Origin of the sequence: Rhizobium sp. YS-1r, assembly GCF_000757525.1 — a bacterium.
Lineage (GTDB): Bacteria > Pseudomonadota > Alphaproteobacteria > Rhizobiales > Rhizobiaceae > Neorhizobium > Neorhizobium petrolearium.
The window spans coordinates 304392-319628 of sequence record NZ_JPYQ01000056.1 but is presented as its reverse complement, the minus strand read 5'-3'; the positions used below and the strand labels follow the sequence as shown (position 1 = coordinate 319628).

14 protein-coding genes are annotated in these 15237 nt (G+C 60.4%); 8 read left to right on the top strand and 6 right to left on the bottom strand.

All coding sequences use genetic code 11. From position 1 onward, the window contains the following. Positions 1-100 precede the first annotated feature (100 nt). The 7 genes from JL39_RS27165 to JL39_RS27135 all read left to right on the top strand — a co-directional run bounded on the left by JL39_RS27165 (position 101) and on the right by JL39_RS27135 (position 7778). Complete coding sequence (locus JL39_RS27165; RefSeq protein ID WP_037158167.1) at positions 101-1402, top strand: extracellular solute-binding protein; 1302 nt, start codon at positions 101-103, stop codon at positions 1400-1402. A gap of 73 nt (positions 1403-1475) precedes the next feature. Then, entirely contained in the window at positions 1476-2363 is an 888-nt protein-coding gene (locus tag JL39_RS27160; RefSeq protein WP_037158164.1) for a sugar ABC transporter permease, read from the top strand. Further along, on the top strand, positions 2360-3256 hold the full coding sequence (locus JL39_RS27155) for a carbohydrate ABC transporter permease (protein ID WP_200884013.1): 897 nt from the start codon (positions 2360-2362) through the stop codon (positions 3254-3256). Before JL39_RS27160 ends, JL39_RS27155 begins: the two co-directional genes overlap by 4 nt. A gap of 4 nt (positions 3257-3260) precedes the next feature. Next, positions 3261-4487 (top strand): hypothetical protein, encoded by a 1227-nt coding sequence (locus JL39_RS27150; RefSeq protein WP_037158156.1) that lies wholly within the window; start codon positions 3261-3263, stop codon positions 4485-4487. Positions 4488-4491: 4 nt separating this feature from the next. Continuing rightward, a complete protein-coding gene (gene ugpC / locus JL39_RS27145; RefSeq protein ID WP_037158154.1) occupies positions 4492-5559 on the top strand; it encodes a sn-glycerol-3-phosphate ABC transporter ATP-binding protein UgpC in 1068 nt (355 codons plus the stop codon). A 20-nt stretch (positions 5560-5579) separates the two neighbouring features. After that, positions 5580-6755: a mannonate dehydratase gene (gene uxuA / locus JL39_RS27140; protein WP_037158145.1), complete on the top strand. Its 1176-nt coding sequence runs from the start codon at positions 5580-5582 to the stop codon at positions 6753-6755. 21 nt (positions 6756-6776) lie between these two features. Further along, entirely contained in the window at positions 6777-7778 is a 1002-nt protein-coding gene (locus JL39_RS27135) for a Gfo/Idh/MocA family oxidoreductase (protein ID WP_037158142.1), read from the top strand. A 7-nt stretch (positions 7779-7785) separates the two neighbouring features. Here JL39_RS27135 and JL39_RS27130 read toward each other — a convergent pair whose 3' ends face one another. The 5 genes from JL39_RS27130 to JL39_RS27110 form a co-directional block, all read right to left on the bottom strand. Then, the gene (locus JL39_RS27130) at positions 7786-8103 is read right to left on the bottom strand and encodes a BrnA antitoxin family protein (RefSeq protein ID WP_037158139.1); all 318 of its coding nucleotides are present in this window, start codon (positions 8101-8103) and stop codon (positions 7786-7788) included. Continuing rightward, on the bottom strand, positions 8094-8348 hold the full coding sequence (locus JL39_RS27125; RefSeq protein ID WP_037158137.1) for a BrnT family toxin: 255 nt from the start codon (positions 8346-8348) through the stop codon (positions 8094-8096). Before JL39_RS27125 ends, JL39_RS27130 begins: the two co-directional genes overlap by 10 nt. An 81-nt stretch (positions 8349-8429) precedes the next feature. Continuing rightward, entirely contained in the window at positions 8430-9530 is a 1101-nt protein-coding gene (ribB, locus tag JL39_RS27120) for a 3,4-dihydroxy-2-butanone-4-phosphate synthase (RefSeq protein WP_037158135.1), read from the bottom strand. Between the two features lie 11 nt (positions 9531-9541). Then, positions 9542-10639: a chorismate synthase gene (gene aroC, locus JL39_RS27115; RefSeq protein WP_037158133.1), complete on the bottom strand. Its 1098-nt coding sequence runs from the start codon at positions 10637-10639 to the stop codon at positions 9542-9544. Positions 10640-10767: 128 nt separating this feature from the next. Further along, positions 10768-13863 carry an EAL domain-containing protein gene (locus tag JL39_RS27110; protein ID WP_081953012.1) on the bottom strand — a complete coding sequence of 1032 codons (3096 nt, stop codon included), beginning with the start codon at positions 13861-13863 and terminating at the stop codon, positions 10768-10770. A 366-nt stretch (positions 13864-14229) separates the two neighbouring features. Between JL39_RS27110 and JL39_RS27105 the strand changes: the two genes are divergently transcribed. Continuing rightward, entirely contained in the window at positions 14230-14490 is a 261-nt protein-coding gene (locus tag JL39_RS27105) for a DUF1344 domain-containing protein (protein WP_037158130.1), read from the top strand. Positions 14491-14631: 141 nt separating this feature from the next. Here JL39_RS27105 and JL39_RS27100 read toward each other — a convergent pair whose 3' ends face one another. Beyond that, positions 14632-15219 carry a histidine phosphatase family protein gene (locus tag JL39_RS27100; RefSeq protein ID WP_037158128.1) on the bottom strand — a complete coding sequence of 196 codons (588 nt, stop codon included), beginning with the start codon at positions 15217-15219 and terminating at the stop codon, positions 14632-14634. Between the last annotated feature and the right edge of the window lie 18 nt (positions 15220-15237).

The window sequence follows — 15237 nt, the reverse complement described above, 5'->3', positions numbered from 1 at the left end:
AGTGAACACATGATTTCCACTGACACGAACAGCCATCCGATGCTTGACACGCAACCGGTTGCATGAGAGTTTTTTGTCAACAACAAGAGGGAACAGGGACATGAAAAACGCATCAGTAAAGAACAGGATTTCCACCCGCGCGCTGCTCCTGAACGCGGTATTCGGCGCCGCTCTGCTGTCCGGCGTTTCTTCCGCTTCGGCCGAGACGCTGACGGTCTGGAGCGGTTATCCGGAAATGGCGCCATTCTACGAGCATGTCGCGCAGGGTCTGAAGGCTGCCCATCCGGACCTTGAGGTGAAGGTCGAGGCGATCGCTCTTCGCGAACATGAAAAGCGCGTGGCGCTCGGCCTTACGGGCGGGCAGGAAGGTGTCACCGTCATCGAGCTTTCCGGCTCGACCGCGACCCGCTACCTTGAGAACGATCTTCTTCCGGAAGCGCCGGACGATATCGCGACTTTCGTGAAGGACCCGAAGAACTTCGACAAGTTCTTCAGCGACACGGCAAGCTACGACGATACGGTTTATGGCGTGCCGCTCTTCCGCGGCCAGGGTGCACTCTTCTACAATACCGACATGTTCAAGGTTGCAGGCCTCACCGAACCGCCGAAGACGATGGAAGATTATTCCAAATATGCCGAGAAGCTGACCCAGCGCGACGCTTCCGGCAGAACGACCGTTTCCGGCTGGAGCCTGCGTCTTTCCGGCGGCGGTCAGGGCATTGCGGAAAAATTCTGGATCAACATGCATCAGTTCGGTGGCTCGATCCTGGTTCCGGCCGGTGATGGCAAGTGGAAGACCAATTTCGCCAACGAGGCCGGCCGCAAGGCGCTGAAGCAGTATCTCGAGAACATCTTTACGCTGAAGACCGTGACGCCGGAAATGCCGGCTGACGCCGATGCCTTCGAGCGCGGCCAGACGGCCATGTTCATCCGCGAATCCTGGGTGATCGGCGATATCGCCAAGAAGGCGCCGGATCTGAAATACGCAACCGCACCGCTGCCGAAGGGCTCGATCGCCCTGCCGACCAACCTCTACGTGGCCGGTGACGATGCGGACATAGGCTGGGAATTCGCCAAGGCGACCAATTCGCCGGAAAACCTCGTCTGGCTGCTTGAGAATGTGGGCTGGCTGCCCAACCGCTCGGGCGTCGATTATTCGAGCGTGACCACCAAGCAGCCGGCTTTCGCGGCCTTCGTCGATTATCCGCAGGGGTATGAGTTCTTCACGCTGCCGTCGATCGGCCCGATCGAGGAAATCCTGACCCGCGTAGCGGCGCAGCTTGTCGTCGCCTTCGGAGATGCCTCAATGGCCGGTGACGACGCCAAGATCGACGCCTTCCTGAAGAAGGCAAGCGATGAGGTCGACACGATCCTCGATCGCGAAGGCCTGTTGGCGAAATAATCGCTTACCTGCCACTCGCCAATTGCATCCGCCCGGGGCATCATCGTCCCGGGCGCTCTTCGGGGATGACCATATGCTGAAGCGCAAAAGATTCATTTTTGCGATCCTCGCGATCCTGCCGACGCTGGCGATCTTCGTCTATGTGCGGCTCTATCCGATCGCCGACACGCTAAGGCTCAGCCTTTTCAAATGGGACATCCTGTCGAAGCGGAAGCCGTTCATCGGCCTCGCGAATTTTCGCGAACTGATGGGCGACCACCTGTTTCTCGACGCGCTCGTCAACACGACGATCATCGCTTTCGGCGTGCTGTCGCTGACGATCCCGATGGCGCTCGTCATCGCCGCGCTGATCTTCCATCGCACGCGATCGCGAATGGCGGGGTTCTATGAGACCGCCGTCTTCATTCCCCATGTCGTCTCACTGGTGCCCGCCGCGATGGCTTGGAAGTGGATCTTCGACGCGCGGCTCGGTCCGCTCAACGCCCTTTTGACCTTTTTCGGCATCCCGGCGCAGAACTGGCTGTTCGACCCGGTTCTTTCAGTCATCTGCATCATCGTGCTTTGCTCCTGGCAGGCGCTGGGCTATGCGGTGCTGATCTATATCGTCGGCTTCAAGAACCTGCCGGTTTCTCTCTACGAAGCGGCAAAGCTCGACGGCGCCTCCGGCCCACAGAGCTTCTGGCATCTGTCGATCCCGATGCTGAAACCGATCACACTCTATGTCTCGGTCGTGACGCTGGTATCCGGCTTCAACGTCTATGCCCAGGCCTTCGTCCTGGCATCCGATGCGCAAGGCGCGCCTGGAAGACAGGTTCGCGTGCTGGTACTCGACATGCTGGAAAACAGTTTCCGCAACTACCGCGTCGGCTATGCTGCATCGGAAGCCGTGGTGCTTCTGGTCATCGTGCTTGTGCTGACGCTGATCCAGTTCTCGATGCTGCGGGAAAGGGGCAAGGCATGACGACCGATATTGCGACCATTCATGTGGAGCCGACGCCGGACGAGCTTGCCGAAGGCCGCCGCCTGCGCCGCAGGAAGCGTCTCACCAATCTCGCGATCGATGCTTTCCTCATCGTCGTCTCGCTGCTGATGCTGTTGCCGCTCGTCTTCTTGGTGGCGAACGCCTTCAAGACGCCGGCCGAAATGCTTGCCTGGCCGCCGACCATCATCCCTCGCGATCCGACCTTGGAGAATTTCTCGGCCGTGCTCGGCGAGACGCCGCTCCTGCGCTGGATCGGCAACAGCCTCGCCTTCGCCATCCTTTCGACGCTTGCCATCGTCGCGACATCGGCGATTGCAGGCTATATCTTCGGAAAATTCCGCTTCGGAACCTTGAACGTCATTTTCGCACTGTTCCTCGCGACGGCGATCGTACCGTTCGAGGTCTACATGATCCCGCTCTATTTCCAGGCAAAGAGCCTCGGCATCCTGAATTCCGTCTGGGGCCTGCTGCTCGGTTATCTGGTGATGAGCTTCGGCATCTTCCTGATCCGCCAGAACGTCATCCATTCGATCCCGGACGAGCTTTTGGAGGCGGCGCGTATCGACGGCGCCGGCGAATTCTGGATTTTTCTGCACATCGTCCTGCCGCTCCTTCGCGGCGCGCTGGGCGCGCTTGCAGTGCTCGCCTTCTTCCAGGCCTGGACTGCCTTTGCCTGGCCGATGATCGTCGCCACGACCCGAACGAGCTACACGATCGAAGTGGGGCTGGCGCTCTTCCAGACCGGCTTCACGGTTGATCTCGGCCGCTTGAGCGCGGCTTCGGCGACGGTACTTATTCCTTCGATCCTGCTTTTCGTCATCCTGCGCCGCAATTTCGTGCAGGGTGTCGCAAGCACCGGTTTGAAGGAGTGATGCGATGGATTTCTTTGAAGAAGCGCGTACCGTCTATGCTGCGGCCAATGCCGGCACGCTCTATTGGATGTTGCAGCGGCCGATGCTCGGCGGCGGATTTCTCAATACCAAGCAGAACAGCCTGACGCTGAAGGATTACGGTCTGGAAGACGGCATCCGCGGCCCGGATTATACCTATGGCTGGATCCAGGGCAGGGGGTTGGAATCCCTCGTCATGCATGCGGCATTCTTCGACGACGAGCTGCCGCCGCTCGCCGGAAAGCTCGATGCGGCCGGCCGGCGCCTTTACAACCTGCTCGCCGCCCTGCAGAAGCCGGACGGCCATGCCTATTTCTGCTACGGCCGGGACATGGTGCCGGTCTATGCCGAGGCCGCCGGCACCGTCCGGCCCCAGGAAAGGCCGGCGCTGATCTACACCTATTCGGATGCCTTCGTGGCCAAGGGGCTGGTCGCCGCCGCAAGCCGTTACGGTCTGGCCGGCCTGGCCGACCATCTCGCCTATTTCGACGGGGTCATCGCCTCGATCGAGCACGGCCGTTTCCAGATGGACGAGCGCCGGCCGTTGTCGCTCGACAGTCTCGCCATGCAGGCGAATGATTTCGGCCCGCGCATGATCCTGCTCGGCGCCGCCGGCATGCTGAAACGCTTCGGCCATACGGCGCATCTCGCATATGCCGACCGCTTCATTGCCCATGTCATCGACCTCCATCTCGATGCCGGAACCGGGCTGCTCCGCAACGTGCCGGGCGAGGACGCCTGCAATGTCGGCCACGGCATCGAATTCGTGGGCTTCGCGCTCGACTACCTTGACGACAATTGCGATCCGGCGCTGATCGAAACGCTGGAACGCGTTCTTGTCTCTTCGTTCCGCAAGGGCTTTGTCGGGCCGGGCATCGCGCTGACCGTCTCGATTGCGACCGGCAAGCCGCAGAGCCCCTATTGCCCCTGGTGGTCGCTGCCGGAGACGATCCGCGCCGCCGCGCTTTGCCACGAGCGCACCCGCAGCGCCGAGAGTCTGGAGATATGGAAAGCGGCGCATGCAGCTTTCTTCGAACGTTATTGGCGCGGTACGCCGCCGATCGCCTACCAGCCCATGACGAAAGACGGACCGGCCGATTTCGTCCCCGCCACGCCCGACCTCGATCCCGGTTATCACACCGGCCTCAGCCTGCTCGCAGCCCTCCGCGCCGCCGACCGGCTCAGCCCCCAGACACACGCAATTTCAGGATAAATTCATGGCTTCCGTTGAAATCCAGAATGTCCGCAAGGCCTATGGCGATTTCGAAACCATCAAGGGCGTCTCCGTCGACGTGCCGGATGGTGCCTTCGTCGTGCTCGTCGGCCCTTCCGGCTGCGGCAAATCCACGCTTCTGCGCATGATCGCAGGCCTGGAGGAAATCACCGGCGGCACGATCCGCATCGGCGGCCGCGTCATCAACGATGTCGAGCCGAAGAACCGTGATATTGCCATGGTCTTCCAGAACTATGCGCTCTATCCGCATATGACGATCGCCGAAAACATGGGCTTCTCGCTGCGGCTGGCGAAGAAACCGAAGGAGGAGATCGCCTCCCGCGTGACGGATGCCGCGCGCATCCTCGGCCTCACCGATTACCTGCAGCGTTATCCGAAACAGCTTTCCGGCGGTCAGCGGCAGCGCGTCGCCATGGGCCGCGCGATCGTGCGCAACCCGAAAGTCTTCCTATTCGACGAGCCGCTGTCGAACCTGGATGCCAAGCTGCGCGTGCAGATGCGCGCCGAACTCAAGGACATCCATGCCCGCATCAGGACGACCACCGTCTACGTCACCCACGATCAGATCGAGGCCATGACCATGGCAGACCGGATCGTGGTGATGAGGGATGGCGTCGTGGAACAGGTGGGCGCGCCGCTCGACCTTTACGACAAGCCGGTCAATACCTTCGTCGCGAGCTTCATCGGCTCGCCGTCGATGAACTTCCTCTCGGCCAAGGTCGCCGAGGATCGTAAATCGGTCGTGACCGAAAACGGTGTTCGCCTGCCGCTCGGCTCCGAAGCCTCCGCTGCCTCCGGTGTTGCGGTCACCTACGGTATCCGTCCGGAGCACCTGACGATTGCCCCGGCAGGGGAAGGCATTCCGATGACCGTGACGAATATCGAGCCGACCGGCTCGGAAACCTTCGTGCAGGGCACGGTCGACGGGCAGAAAATTTCCGCGCAACTGCGCGAGCGGCTTTTCATCAGGACCGGCGAAGTGCTCAATCTGGCGCTTGCGCCCACCAACAGTCATGTCTTCGATGCCGCCACCGGCATGCGGCTCGGCTGACAAGCATAAGGTAAAATACGATGGAACAGACCTGGCGCTGGTTCGGACCGGACGATACGGTAGCCCTTTCGCATGTGAAGCAGGCGGGCGCGACGGGCATCGTCACCGCGCTGCATCACCTGAACGACGGCCGCATCTGGCCGGACGACGAGATTTTGAAGCGCAAGGCGATCATCGAAGAAGCCGGCCTTACCTGGTCGGTGGTGGAAAGCATCATCGTCCATGAAGATATCAAGACCCGCACCGGCCGTTATCGCGAACTGATCGACAACTACAAGGCGTCCATCCGCGCCGTCGCCAGGGCCGGCATCAGGACGGTCTGCTACAATTTCATGGCGATCACCGACTGGACGCGTACCGACCTCGACTATCGCATGCCGCATGGCGGCACGGCGCTGCGCTTCGATATTGTCGAGTTCTGCGCCTATGACGTCTTCATCCTGAAACGCCCCGGCGCCGAACGGGACCATCCCGCCGACCGGATCGAAAAGGCGGCGGCGTGGCTGAAAACGGCGAGCGGGAGTGATCTTGCAAGGCTGGAGCGCAACCTCATCGAATGGGTGCCTGCGCGCGAATTCGTCTACGACCGGCAGAGCCTCAACCGCATGCTGGATATCTACAGGGAACTGTCGGAGGATGGTTTCCGCGAAAACCTCTTCGCCTTCCTCAAGGAGATTATTCCGGTGGCCGAAGAGGCGGGCGTGAAGATGGCGATCCATCCGGATGATCCGCCTTTCCCGCTTTTCGGCCTGCCGCGCGTCGTCTGCAAGGCATCCGATGCCCGCGCGCTGCTTGCCGCCGTGAAGTCTCCTTCGAACGGCATAACGCTCTGCACCGGTTCCTACGGCGCCAACCCGGAAAACGATCTGGTCGCCATGGCGAAGGAATTCGGCCCGGATATCCATTTTGCGCACCTGCGCAACGTCACCAGGGAAGGTGACGGCTCCTTCCACGAGGCCGAGCATCTGGAAGGGGATACGGATATGGTTCGTGTGGTGATGGCACTGATGGCGGAGGAGAAGCGCCGCAAGGCGGACGGGCGGGCGGACTGGCAGATACCCATGCGACCGGACCATGGTCATGCGATCGTCGACGACATAGGCAGGAAGGTCAATCCCGGCTACTCCTGCATCGGCCGGCTGAAGGGGCTTGCGGAGCTACGCGGCATTATGCGGACGATTGAAGTTCTCGGCTGAAACCATTCCGGGGAGGGGATGATGGCAAGGTTGAAGGTGGCGATGATCGGGCTCGGGATGGCTTCGGGACATCATGCCCGCGCGCTGCTCGACCTTTCCGACAGGATCGAATGCGTTGCGGCCTACAGCCGGAGCAATGCCCGGCGCGAAGCATTCGCCACGCAATATCCGATCCAGACGAGCGGCGACCTCGACGCGATCTTTGCCGACAGGACAATCGAGGCGTTGCTGATCCTGACGCCTCCGAACACCCACCTGGAGCTCGTCCGGCGGGCAGCGGAAGCCGGCAAGCACATTCTGCTCGAAAAGCCGCTCGATATCTCCTTTGCGCGCTCCGAAGCGATCGTCCGGACGGCGAGAGAAGCAAGCGTCTTGCTTGGCATGGTCCTCCAGAATCGCTTCCGATCGGCGGCCCTGAAGCTTGATGAGATCGTCAAGTCGGGGCGGCTGGGACAGTTGGTCGAAGCTTCGGCGGCGATCCGCAACTGGCGCCCCCAGAGCTATTACGATGTCGAAGGGCGGGGCACCCGCGCCCGCGACGGCGGCGGTGTATTGCTGACACAGGGCATCCACACGATCGACCTGCTTCTCAGTTTTGCCGGGACTCCCAAAGATGTCTCTTCCTTCGTCCGCACCACGCCCATCCATACGATGGAGACGGAAGATCTGGTGACGGCCGCCTTCTCCTTCGAGAACGGCGCGATCGGCACGCTGAATGCCACGACCTGCGCCTATCCCGGCTTGGCCGAGCGCATCGAGCTGATTGGCACAAAGGGTGCGGCGGTCTTCACCGGCGACAAGCTAGAAGCCGCCTTCGTGGACGGCACGAGCGTCAGTGAAGGCGGCGAGAAGATTGGCAGCGGGGCAGGCGCCGATCCCATGGCTTTCGGCCACGAGATGCACCGGGCGCTGATGGAAAACTTCATCGATGCCGTTCAAAACGGCGCAGCTCTCCGCGTCACGGGCGACGATGCACTGAAGGCCCACAGTTTCATCGAAGCGATCCTCGCGGCGAGCCGTTAGGGCGATGTCAGAGGCCTGCGGCCTTGCGCAGTTCCTCGGCCATCTTGGTACGCCAGTCCTTGCCCGAGGCCCTGAATTTTGCGAGCACGTCCGGATCGAGCCTGAGCGTCACGGCAACCTTCGGCGCATCGACCCTGGGCCGTCCGCGGGCGCGACGCATCTCCTCGATCGCCTCGAAGAACTCGGACGGCATGACTTCGCGCGCCGGACGCATGCGTGCGAGTTCTTCATCGGTGAGCGGCGGGCTGTCAACCGCGTCCCAATCTTCTTTGGTGTAGCCGCGACCGGGCTGGAATTCCTTGAGAGTCTGACGCTTCACTGCCATGTCAGGAGCCTCTTTTCTTTTGGGTTAGCGGGCCGGAAGCTGATGATTGAAATGGCTTCAGTACCCAGCCTCGCAAAAATGACAACCGCCGTGCCGTCCTCGAAATAGCCGATTGCCTTGGTGCGGCCGGAATGACTTCGCTCCATAACGGCCGTTTCCCAGTGGAAATAAGCAATGTCCTCAAAATCAAGACCATGCTTCTCGACATTCGCTATCCGCTTCGGCTCGTCCCAGACGATCTTCATATTATTCGTACACGAAAAATTGCCGCCCCTCAACAGAGTAGCAATCTAGCGCGCATAAAACCGAATGCAACTAAAAGGCGATCAGCAGATCACGGTCTCGGAAATCTTGATGCCGAAACCCTCGAGGCCGACATAGTGGCGCTCGCTGCGGGTCAGGAGCTTGATCGACGTGACGCCGAGATCCTTCAAAATCTGTGCACCAAGGCCGATTTCCAGCCATTCGCTTTCGCGCGCCTGTGCCTCGGCATGACCTTCCTGGTCGTGGCGCAGCTTGCGGCCATGATCCTTCTGGCCGACGCCGACGGAGCCTTCGCGCAGGTAGATGACGACGCCACGCCCCTCTTCTTCAATCTTCGCCATGTAGCGGTCGAGCGGCCTCTGGGCACCGAAAACGTCGCGGGTGACGTTTTCGAGATGGAGCCGGACGGGAATGTCGACGCCGTCGCGAATGTCGCCGAAGATCACCGCCACATGCTGCATCGGATCCCAGGGAAGAGAATAGGCATGTGCCTTGGCGTTGCCGTGCATGGTCTCGATGTCGAAACTGGACTGCAGTTCGATGAGCGTTTCCTTGCGCTGGCGGTATGCGATGAGATCGGCAACCGAAACCTGCTTAAGCTCGTGCTTGGCGGCGAAGTCCGCAACCTGCTGACCGCGGGTCACGGTGCCGTCGTCGTTGACGAGTTCGCAGATCACGCCGACTGGCGGCAGGCCTGCGAGCTTGCAGAGGTCGACAGCCGCTTCCGTATGGCCGGAACGCATCAGAACGCCGCCTTCGCGGGCGATCAGCGGGAAGATGTGGCCGGGCCGTACAAAATCACCGGGGCCGACATTGGGATTGGCCAGATTGCGGACGGTGAGGGTCCTGTCCTCCGCTGAAATCCCGGTCGTCGTGCCGTGCTTGAAATCGACGGTGACGGTGAAGGCGGTCGTATGCGCGCTGTCGTTTTCGGCCACCATGGCGTTGAGATTGAGGCGCTTGGCCTCCTCGCGCGGCATGGGTGCGCAGACGATGCCGGATGTATGACGCACGATGAAGGCCATCTTGTCCGGCGTACAGTGAACGGCCGCCACGATCAGGTCGCCCTCGTTTTCTCGGTCGTCATCGTCGGTAACCACGACGATTTCGCCGGCTTCGAAGGCTCGGATGGCGTCGACGACGCGTTTCTGGTCATAGGCCATGGATGTCGTTCCTAAAGAGTGCGCCCGGTTTGTGCCCGATGGCGGAGATAGTGGTCGGCAACGGCGCACGCAACCATGGCCTCGCCGATCGGCACCGCGCGAATACCGACGCAGGGATCGTGACGACCCTTGGTGCGTATTTCGACATTGTTGCCGTCCGCATCGATCGAATGCCGTTCGGTGAGAATGGAGGAGGTCGGTTTGATCGCGAAACGGGCGATCACCGCCTCGCCGGTCGAGATGCCACCGAGAATACCTCCGGCGTGATTGGAGAGAAAGATCGGCTTGCCGTCATTGCCCATGCGCATCTCGTCGGCATTCTCCTCGCCGGAAAGTTCCGCTGCAGCAAAACCCTCGCCGATCTCCACACCCTTGACCGCGTTGATGGACATCAGAAGACCGGCGATATCCTGATCGAGCTTGCCGTAGATCGGAGCACCGAGACCGGCGGGCACACCTTCGGCGATCACTTCCACCACCGCGCCGATCGAGGAACCTGCCTTGCGGATCGAATCCAGATATTCCTCCCAGACCGGCACGATCTGGGCATCGGGGGAAAAGAACGGATTCTGGCCGACCTGCTCCCAATCCCAGTTGGCGCGGTTGATCCGGTGCTTGCCGATCTGGATCAGCGCGGCGCGGACATTGAGCCCCGGAACAACCTTGCGGGCGAGCGCTCCTGCCGCCACGCGGGCAGCCGTCTCGCGGGCGGACGAGCGTCCGCCGCCGCGATAGTCGCGGATGCCGTATTTCACGTCATAGGTATAGTCCGCGTGTCCCGGGCGGTAGCGGCGGGCGATCTCGCCATAATCCTTGGAGCGCTGGTCGGTATTTTCGATCAGCATGGAAATCGGCGTGCCGGTTGAGATCATCGTCTCACCGTCCTCATCCATCATTACGCCGGATAGCACTTTGACGATATCGTCCTCGCGCCGCTGGGTCACGAAGCGCGACTGGCCGGGCTTTCGCTTGTCCATCCATGCCTGGATTTCGGCTTGGGTGAAGCGAATGCCGGGCGGGCAGCCGTCAACGACGCAGCCGAGCGCCGGACCATGGCTCTCACCCCAGGTGGTGACGCGGAAAAGGTGACCGAACGTGTTATGCGACATGACGTTATAACCGGCTATGGCGGAGTTGGCCTCCCGCCGACTGCTGACGCGGCTGTCATATGGAAAAGGCGGCCATGCGACAAGCTTTTCTTGCGTGAACGGGTGCCGCCGACGGGTGAACGATGTGTCTATGCGGCGGCTTTCCGCCAGCCGGCGAGTGCGGCTTGCGTGAAGTCGCTGAAGGAAAGCGGCCGGGAGAACGCGTAGCCCTGCAGCAGGTCGCAACCGAGTTCGCGCAACAGGCTCGCATGTTGCATCGTTTCCACGCCTTCCGCCACGGTCTCGACCCCGAGCGACCGGGCGATGTCGATGATGGAACGGACGAGCGCGCGTTCCTGCGGCGAGCTCAGGATCGGCATGACAAGCTGGCGGTCGATCTTGAGACGCTTCGGCTTCAGCTTCAGAAGGCTGACGATCGACGTGTGGCCCGTGCCGAAATCGTCGATCTCGATATCGATGCCAAGTTCCTTGATGCGTTCGAGATTGCGGGTCGCCGAGTCTTCGCTTTCGTCGAGAAAGATCGATTCAACCAGTTCGAAGGAAATTTCGCCAGGCTCGATCTGCAGGGCCTTCAGCGTGTCGATCAGCGTCTCGTCATGCAGCCTTTTGGAGGAAACATTGACGGAAACCTTGGGGATCCTGATGCCGAGCGCAATCCAGCGCAGTTTGTCCTTCAAGACGGTCTCGAGCACGATCTGGTCAAGCGTCGCCGAGACGTTGAGGTCCTCGGCGATTTTCAGGAACCGATCGGGGGTGAGGATTCCGTGATGCGGGTGATTCCAGCGGATGAGAGCCTCCACCCCGGTGAACTCGTTGGTCCGGGCGCAGAATTGCGGCTGGTACCAGGTTGCGAACTCGTAGTTGTCGATGCCTGCAAGCACTTCGTCGGCGGTCCGCTTCTGATTGACGATCTCGGCCTGCAGGTTCTGCGTGAAGAATTCATAGCGGTTGCGGCCCATGCCTTTCGCCCGATAAAGCGCGATGTCGGCGTTGACCAGGGTGCGGCGCGCGTCGACATTCAGGCCGCTCGCCTGGGCAATCCCGATCGAGACGCCGCACCGACAGGAAAAGCCCTCGAAATCGATCGGCTGGTGGAATTCCGCGATGATGCGCTGGGCAAGCTGTGCCATCTGTTCGGCGCTGGAATTGCCGGAGGCAAGGATAACGAATTCGTCGCCGCCGATGCGTGCAACCACATCCGAGCCGCGGACGTTGCGCGACAGGATGTGTGACGCATGCACCAGCATGGCGTCGCCAGCCGCGTGGCCGAGCGTATCGTTGATCTGCTTGAAGCGGTCGAGATCGAGATGCAGGATGGAGAATTTCTGCCGCTCGTTCTGGCTGGAACGTGACAGACGATCGAGTTCCATGTCGAGCTTGCGGCGATTGGCAAGCAGTGTCAGCGGGTCGTGCAGCGAATTGTGCTCGATACGGCTCTTGGCGAGTTCCAGCTCGGCGTTCTTGGCGTCGGCTTCATCTTTGGCGGCCTTGAGCTGCTGGGTGAGGATCGCGTCCTGGGTGACGTCGAAGGCGATACCGACCACCTTTTTCGTTCCGTCACGAGTCACATGCAGCTTGCCGATCGAGCGGATATAGCGGATGGAGCCGTCCGGCTGCGGAACACGGGCGACAAGCGGATCGGGGCGGAAGCTGCCCGCAAAATGATAGGAGGTCCGCTTGGCCCTTTCCCGATCTTCGGGGTGGAGGAGGTTGATCCACTGATCCGCATGGATGCCGCCGTTCGCAAATGGAATCCCATGCAATTGGCACATCCGCTCATCCCAGATTTCGACATGCGTGACAGGGTTGGATTCCCATATGCCGCAATTGGAGGAGGCAAGTGCGAGATCGAGCTTGGTCGAGAGCTCTTCCAGTTCCTGCTCGCGGTTCGATAGTTCATCGAGGGCGAGTTCCAGCTCGGCGTTCTTGATGTCGGTGTTTTCCTTGGCGTTCCGCAGCGTCTGCGTCATCACCATGTCGGCAGTCACGTCCCAGACGATGCCTGTGGTGCGGTGGGTGCCATTGGCGTGGCGGTAGTTCGCTCCGGCCGATCGCAGATATCGCAAGGCGCCATTCGGTAATTGCACGCGATAGACCTCGCTGCGCGGCGTGTTGCTGCAGGTGCAGTTGAAGAAGTGCGTTTCCGCCGCCGCCCGGTCTTCCGGAAAGATTGAGTTCAGCCAATCATTGAGGCGATTGCCTCCGCTGGCGGCATCCTTCCCGTGCAGCTTGGCGGCGCGTTCATCCCAGAAGAGATCGTGATTGTCGCCAGCCACCTCCCAGATGCCGATATTCGAAGCCTCCATGGCAAGGGTGAAGCGTTGCGAAAGTTCAAGGAGGTTAAGCTCGCGCGCTTTCAGCGCCGCAATATTGCGGTTGCGTTCTGAGATAAGCGAAGTCGCGACGAAGATCGGTATGATGATCGCAAGTGCGGCAAGCGCAATCCACAGCCGGACATGCAGTTGGTTCGGCGGGGCGATATCCCAGCCGGAATAAGGGACTGCGAGCAGGGTCCAATTGGCGCCCTTCAACGGAACGGTCCATTCCATCGGGGATTGTTCATCGATGGAATCGTCCCCGTAGAAAGCGAAATATCCGGGTTTGTCGGCGTCGCGCAGAACCACGTTCAACCATCCGAGATCGATGAGGTTCGGGCTTAGGGCCGAATCCGGAGAGAAAGTGACGCCGGAGGCTTCCATGAGCCCTTTCTTGTCAATGAGGACCGCGATCGCGCCCCAAAGATCCGCACTTTCATCTTCCGTGGCCACCGGCACGACCAACGTGAGATGGTTTTCCTGCGTGCCGCTCAGCAGAGAGACCCGGTCGCGGCCTGCGACCGATTTCAGATCGTTTGCAAGACGTGGAAGATCGATGTCGCCGATCGTCTCCGATGCGCCATCGATGATGCCTTCGCGGGTGACGACTTGGCCGAGACGGAATTCCGGCGCAATCGCGATCGCGGAAAAATGCTTCCAGTTTCGGAACGCCTTGTCGGCATAATTCTTGAAAGCGAGCGGCGAGCCTTTTGCATCGTCCCTCAATGCGTAGACAAGATGGTCGGCCGTCATGGCGTCGGTCTCGATGCGGGATGCGAGTCGCTGCGCCAGGAGGCCTGCCACCTTTTCCGTCGTCGCCCGCAATTCGCTGCGATGGTCTTCAGTGTGGCGCCGGTCGATGATAACGCCGATCACAATCACCAGCAGCGCGATGACGAATGCGATCATTGTAGGGGCCTTGGTGCTCCGAAAAGGGCGCAGGGATCTGGAAACGGACGGAAGCCGGAATTTCAATCGCGCAGACCTTTTCGTTAACCTCTGTGATATGGAGAAAAAGCCTATTGGAAGGGAGTTAATTTCCGATTGCACAGCAACCTGGAAACCTCGTGGCCTTTTGCCGCCGGAAATACTTCACCCGATCTGACGGAAATTGTGCAGTCCGGCCGCAAGGTGCCGCCAGAATCTTGAAAAGCGTTAACTATCAGGTCATTACTTGTACCGAAAATGTCATGGTGGCGGGCGATTTTCGCCACAATCCGGGGGCTATCTGTGTATTGAAACAAAACAACCTCGACTTCGCCAAAGGCACCGACGATGCGTATCCTGATTGCTGCTCTGCTTACCACGGCCAGCATCTTTTCACCCTTGAACAGCTGGGCGCAAAGCGCGGATGTCGAGGCGACGATCAAGTCGGTGGATACGAAGGCGTACAGCCTGACATTGGATGACGGAAAGACCTACAAGGTGCCCGAGGAATTCAACTTCGAAGGGTTGGAGGCGGGCGTGAAGGTGTTGGTTTTCTACACCGTCGTGGATGGCAATCGGATCGTCGACGATCTGGAAGTCGTCCAGTAAGCCAAAAACATCAGAAAAGAGTAATTTGAAATATATTTCGAAGATTGCGGCATCTGCCTGCAATCGGCGTCGATTTTAGAAATGCACAAGGTGTAGCTTTTGTAGGAGCAACCTTTCTGCGTCCATCCGGGCGCAGATGCGCTAAAACCATTCCATACGGCTATGGTCCGTATCGATCCTGAGGATCCGGTCCTGCGGAGTGGGGGCGGTGGCTGCGTCATCCTCGGCAAGGTTGCCGACCAGTCGGAAGAGCGACCGGATGACGCCACCGTGACTGATGCAGACGGTCGGGCCATCGACGGATTGCAGCCATGCGCCGATCCGCCAGCAGAGGATTTCATAGCTTTCGGCGGTCGTTCCCGGCGGGATGAAGCTCCACTTCTCTCGCGTCCGCGCACGCTTGCGATCCGGAGACATACGGCTGATTTCCTTGAGCGTATGCCCTTCCCAATCGCCAAAGGAAAGTTCCCTCAGCCGCTCGTCGATTTGATACGCCTCGGGATCGAGGCCCATGGCGGCGCGAAGGAGTTCCATGGTTTCGCGGGTACGCGACAGGGGGCTTGCGACGAAGGCAAAACCCTCCGCCGCGCCGATCATTTCACGCAACCGCTCGCCGTTGCGCACCGCCTGCGACCGACCGAGCGCATTGAGCGGGATGTCTTTCTGGCCTTGAAGCCGCCCTTCGGCATTCCAGTCCGTCTGCCCGTGGCGGATCATGTAGATGAGCACGGCAAACGTCCTGAAAGC

Coding starts and splice junctions, on each gene's coding strand:
- ugpC (WP_037158154.1), top strand. CDS start 4,492: ATGGCTTCCGTTGAAATCCAGAATGTCCGCAAGGCCTATGGCGATTTC.
- JL39_RS27165 (WP_037158167.1), top strand. CDS start 101: ATGAAAAACGCATCAGTAAAGAACAGGATTTCCACCCGCGCGCTGCTC.
- JL39_RS27160 (WP_037158164.1), top strand. CDS start 1,476: ATGCTGAAGCGCAAAAGATTCATTTTTGCGATCCTCGCGATCCTGCCG.
- JL39_RS27105 (WP_037158130.1), top strand. CDS start 14,230: ATGCGTATCCTGATTGCTGCTCTGCTTACCACGGCCAGCATCTTTTCA.
- uxuA (WP_037158145.1), top strand. CDS start 5,580: ATGGAACAGACCTGGCGCTGGTTCGGACCGGACGATACGGTAGCCCTT.
- JL39_RS27135 (WP_037158142.1), top strand. CDS start 6,777: ATGGCAAGGTTGAAGGTGGCGATGATCGGGCTCGGGATGGCTTCGGGA.
- JL39_RS27155 (WP_200884013.1), top strand. CDS start 2,360: ATGACGACCGATATTGCGACCATTCATGTGGAGCCGACGCCGGACGAG.
- ribB (WP_037158135.1), bottom strand. CDS start 9,530: ATGGCCTATGACCAGAAACGCGTCGTCGACGCCATCCGAGCCTTCGAA.
- JL39_RS27130 (WP_037158139.1), bottom strand. CDS start 8,103: ATGGCAGTGAAGCGTCAGACTCTCAAGGAATTCCAGCCCGGTCGCGGC.
- JL39_RS27150 (WP_037158156.1), top strand. CDS start 3,261: ATGGATTTCTTTGAAGAAGCGCGTACCGTCTATGCTGCGGCCAATGCC.
- JL39_RS27110 (WP_081953012.1), bottom strand. CDS start 13,863: ATGATCGCATTCGTCATCGCGCTGCTGGTGATTGTGATCGGCGTTATC.
- aroC (WP_037158133.1), bottom strand. CDS start 10,639: ATGTCGCATAACACGTTCGGTCACCTTTTCCGCGTCACCACCTGGGGT.
- JL39_RS27125 (WP_037158137.1), bottom strand. CDS start 8,348: ATGAAGATCGTCTGGGACGAGCCGAAGCGGATAGCGAATGTCGAGAAG.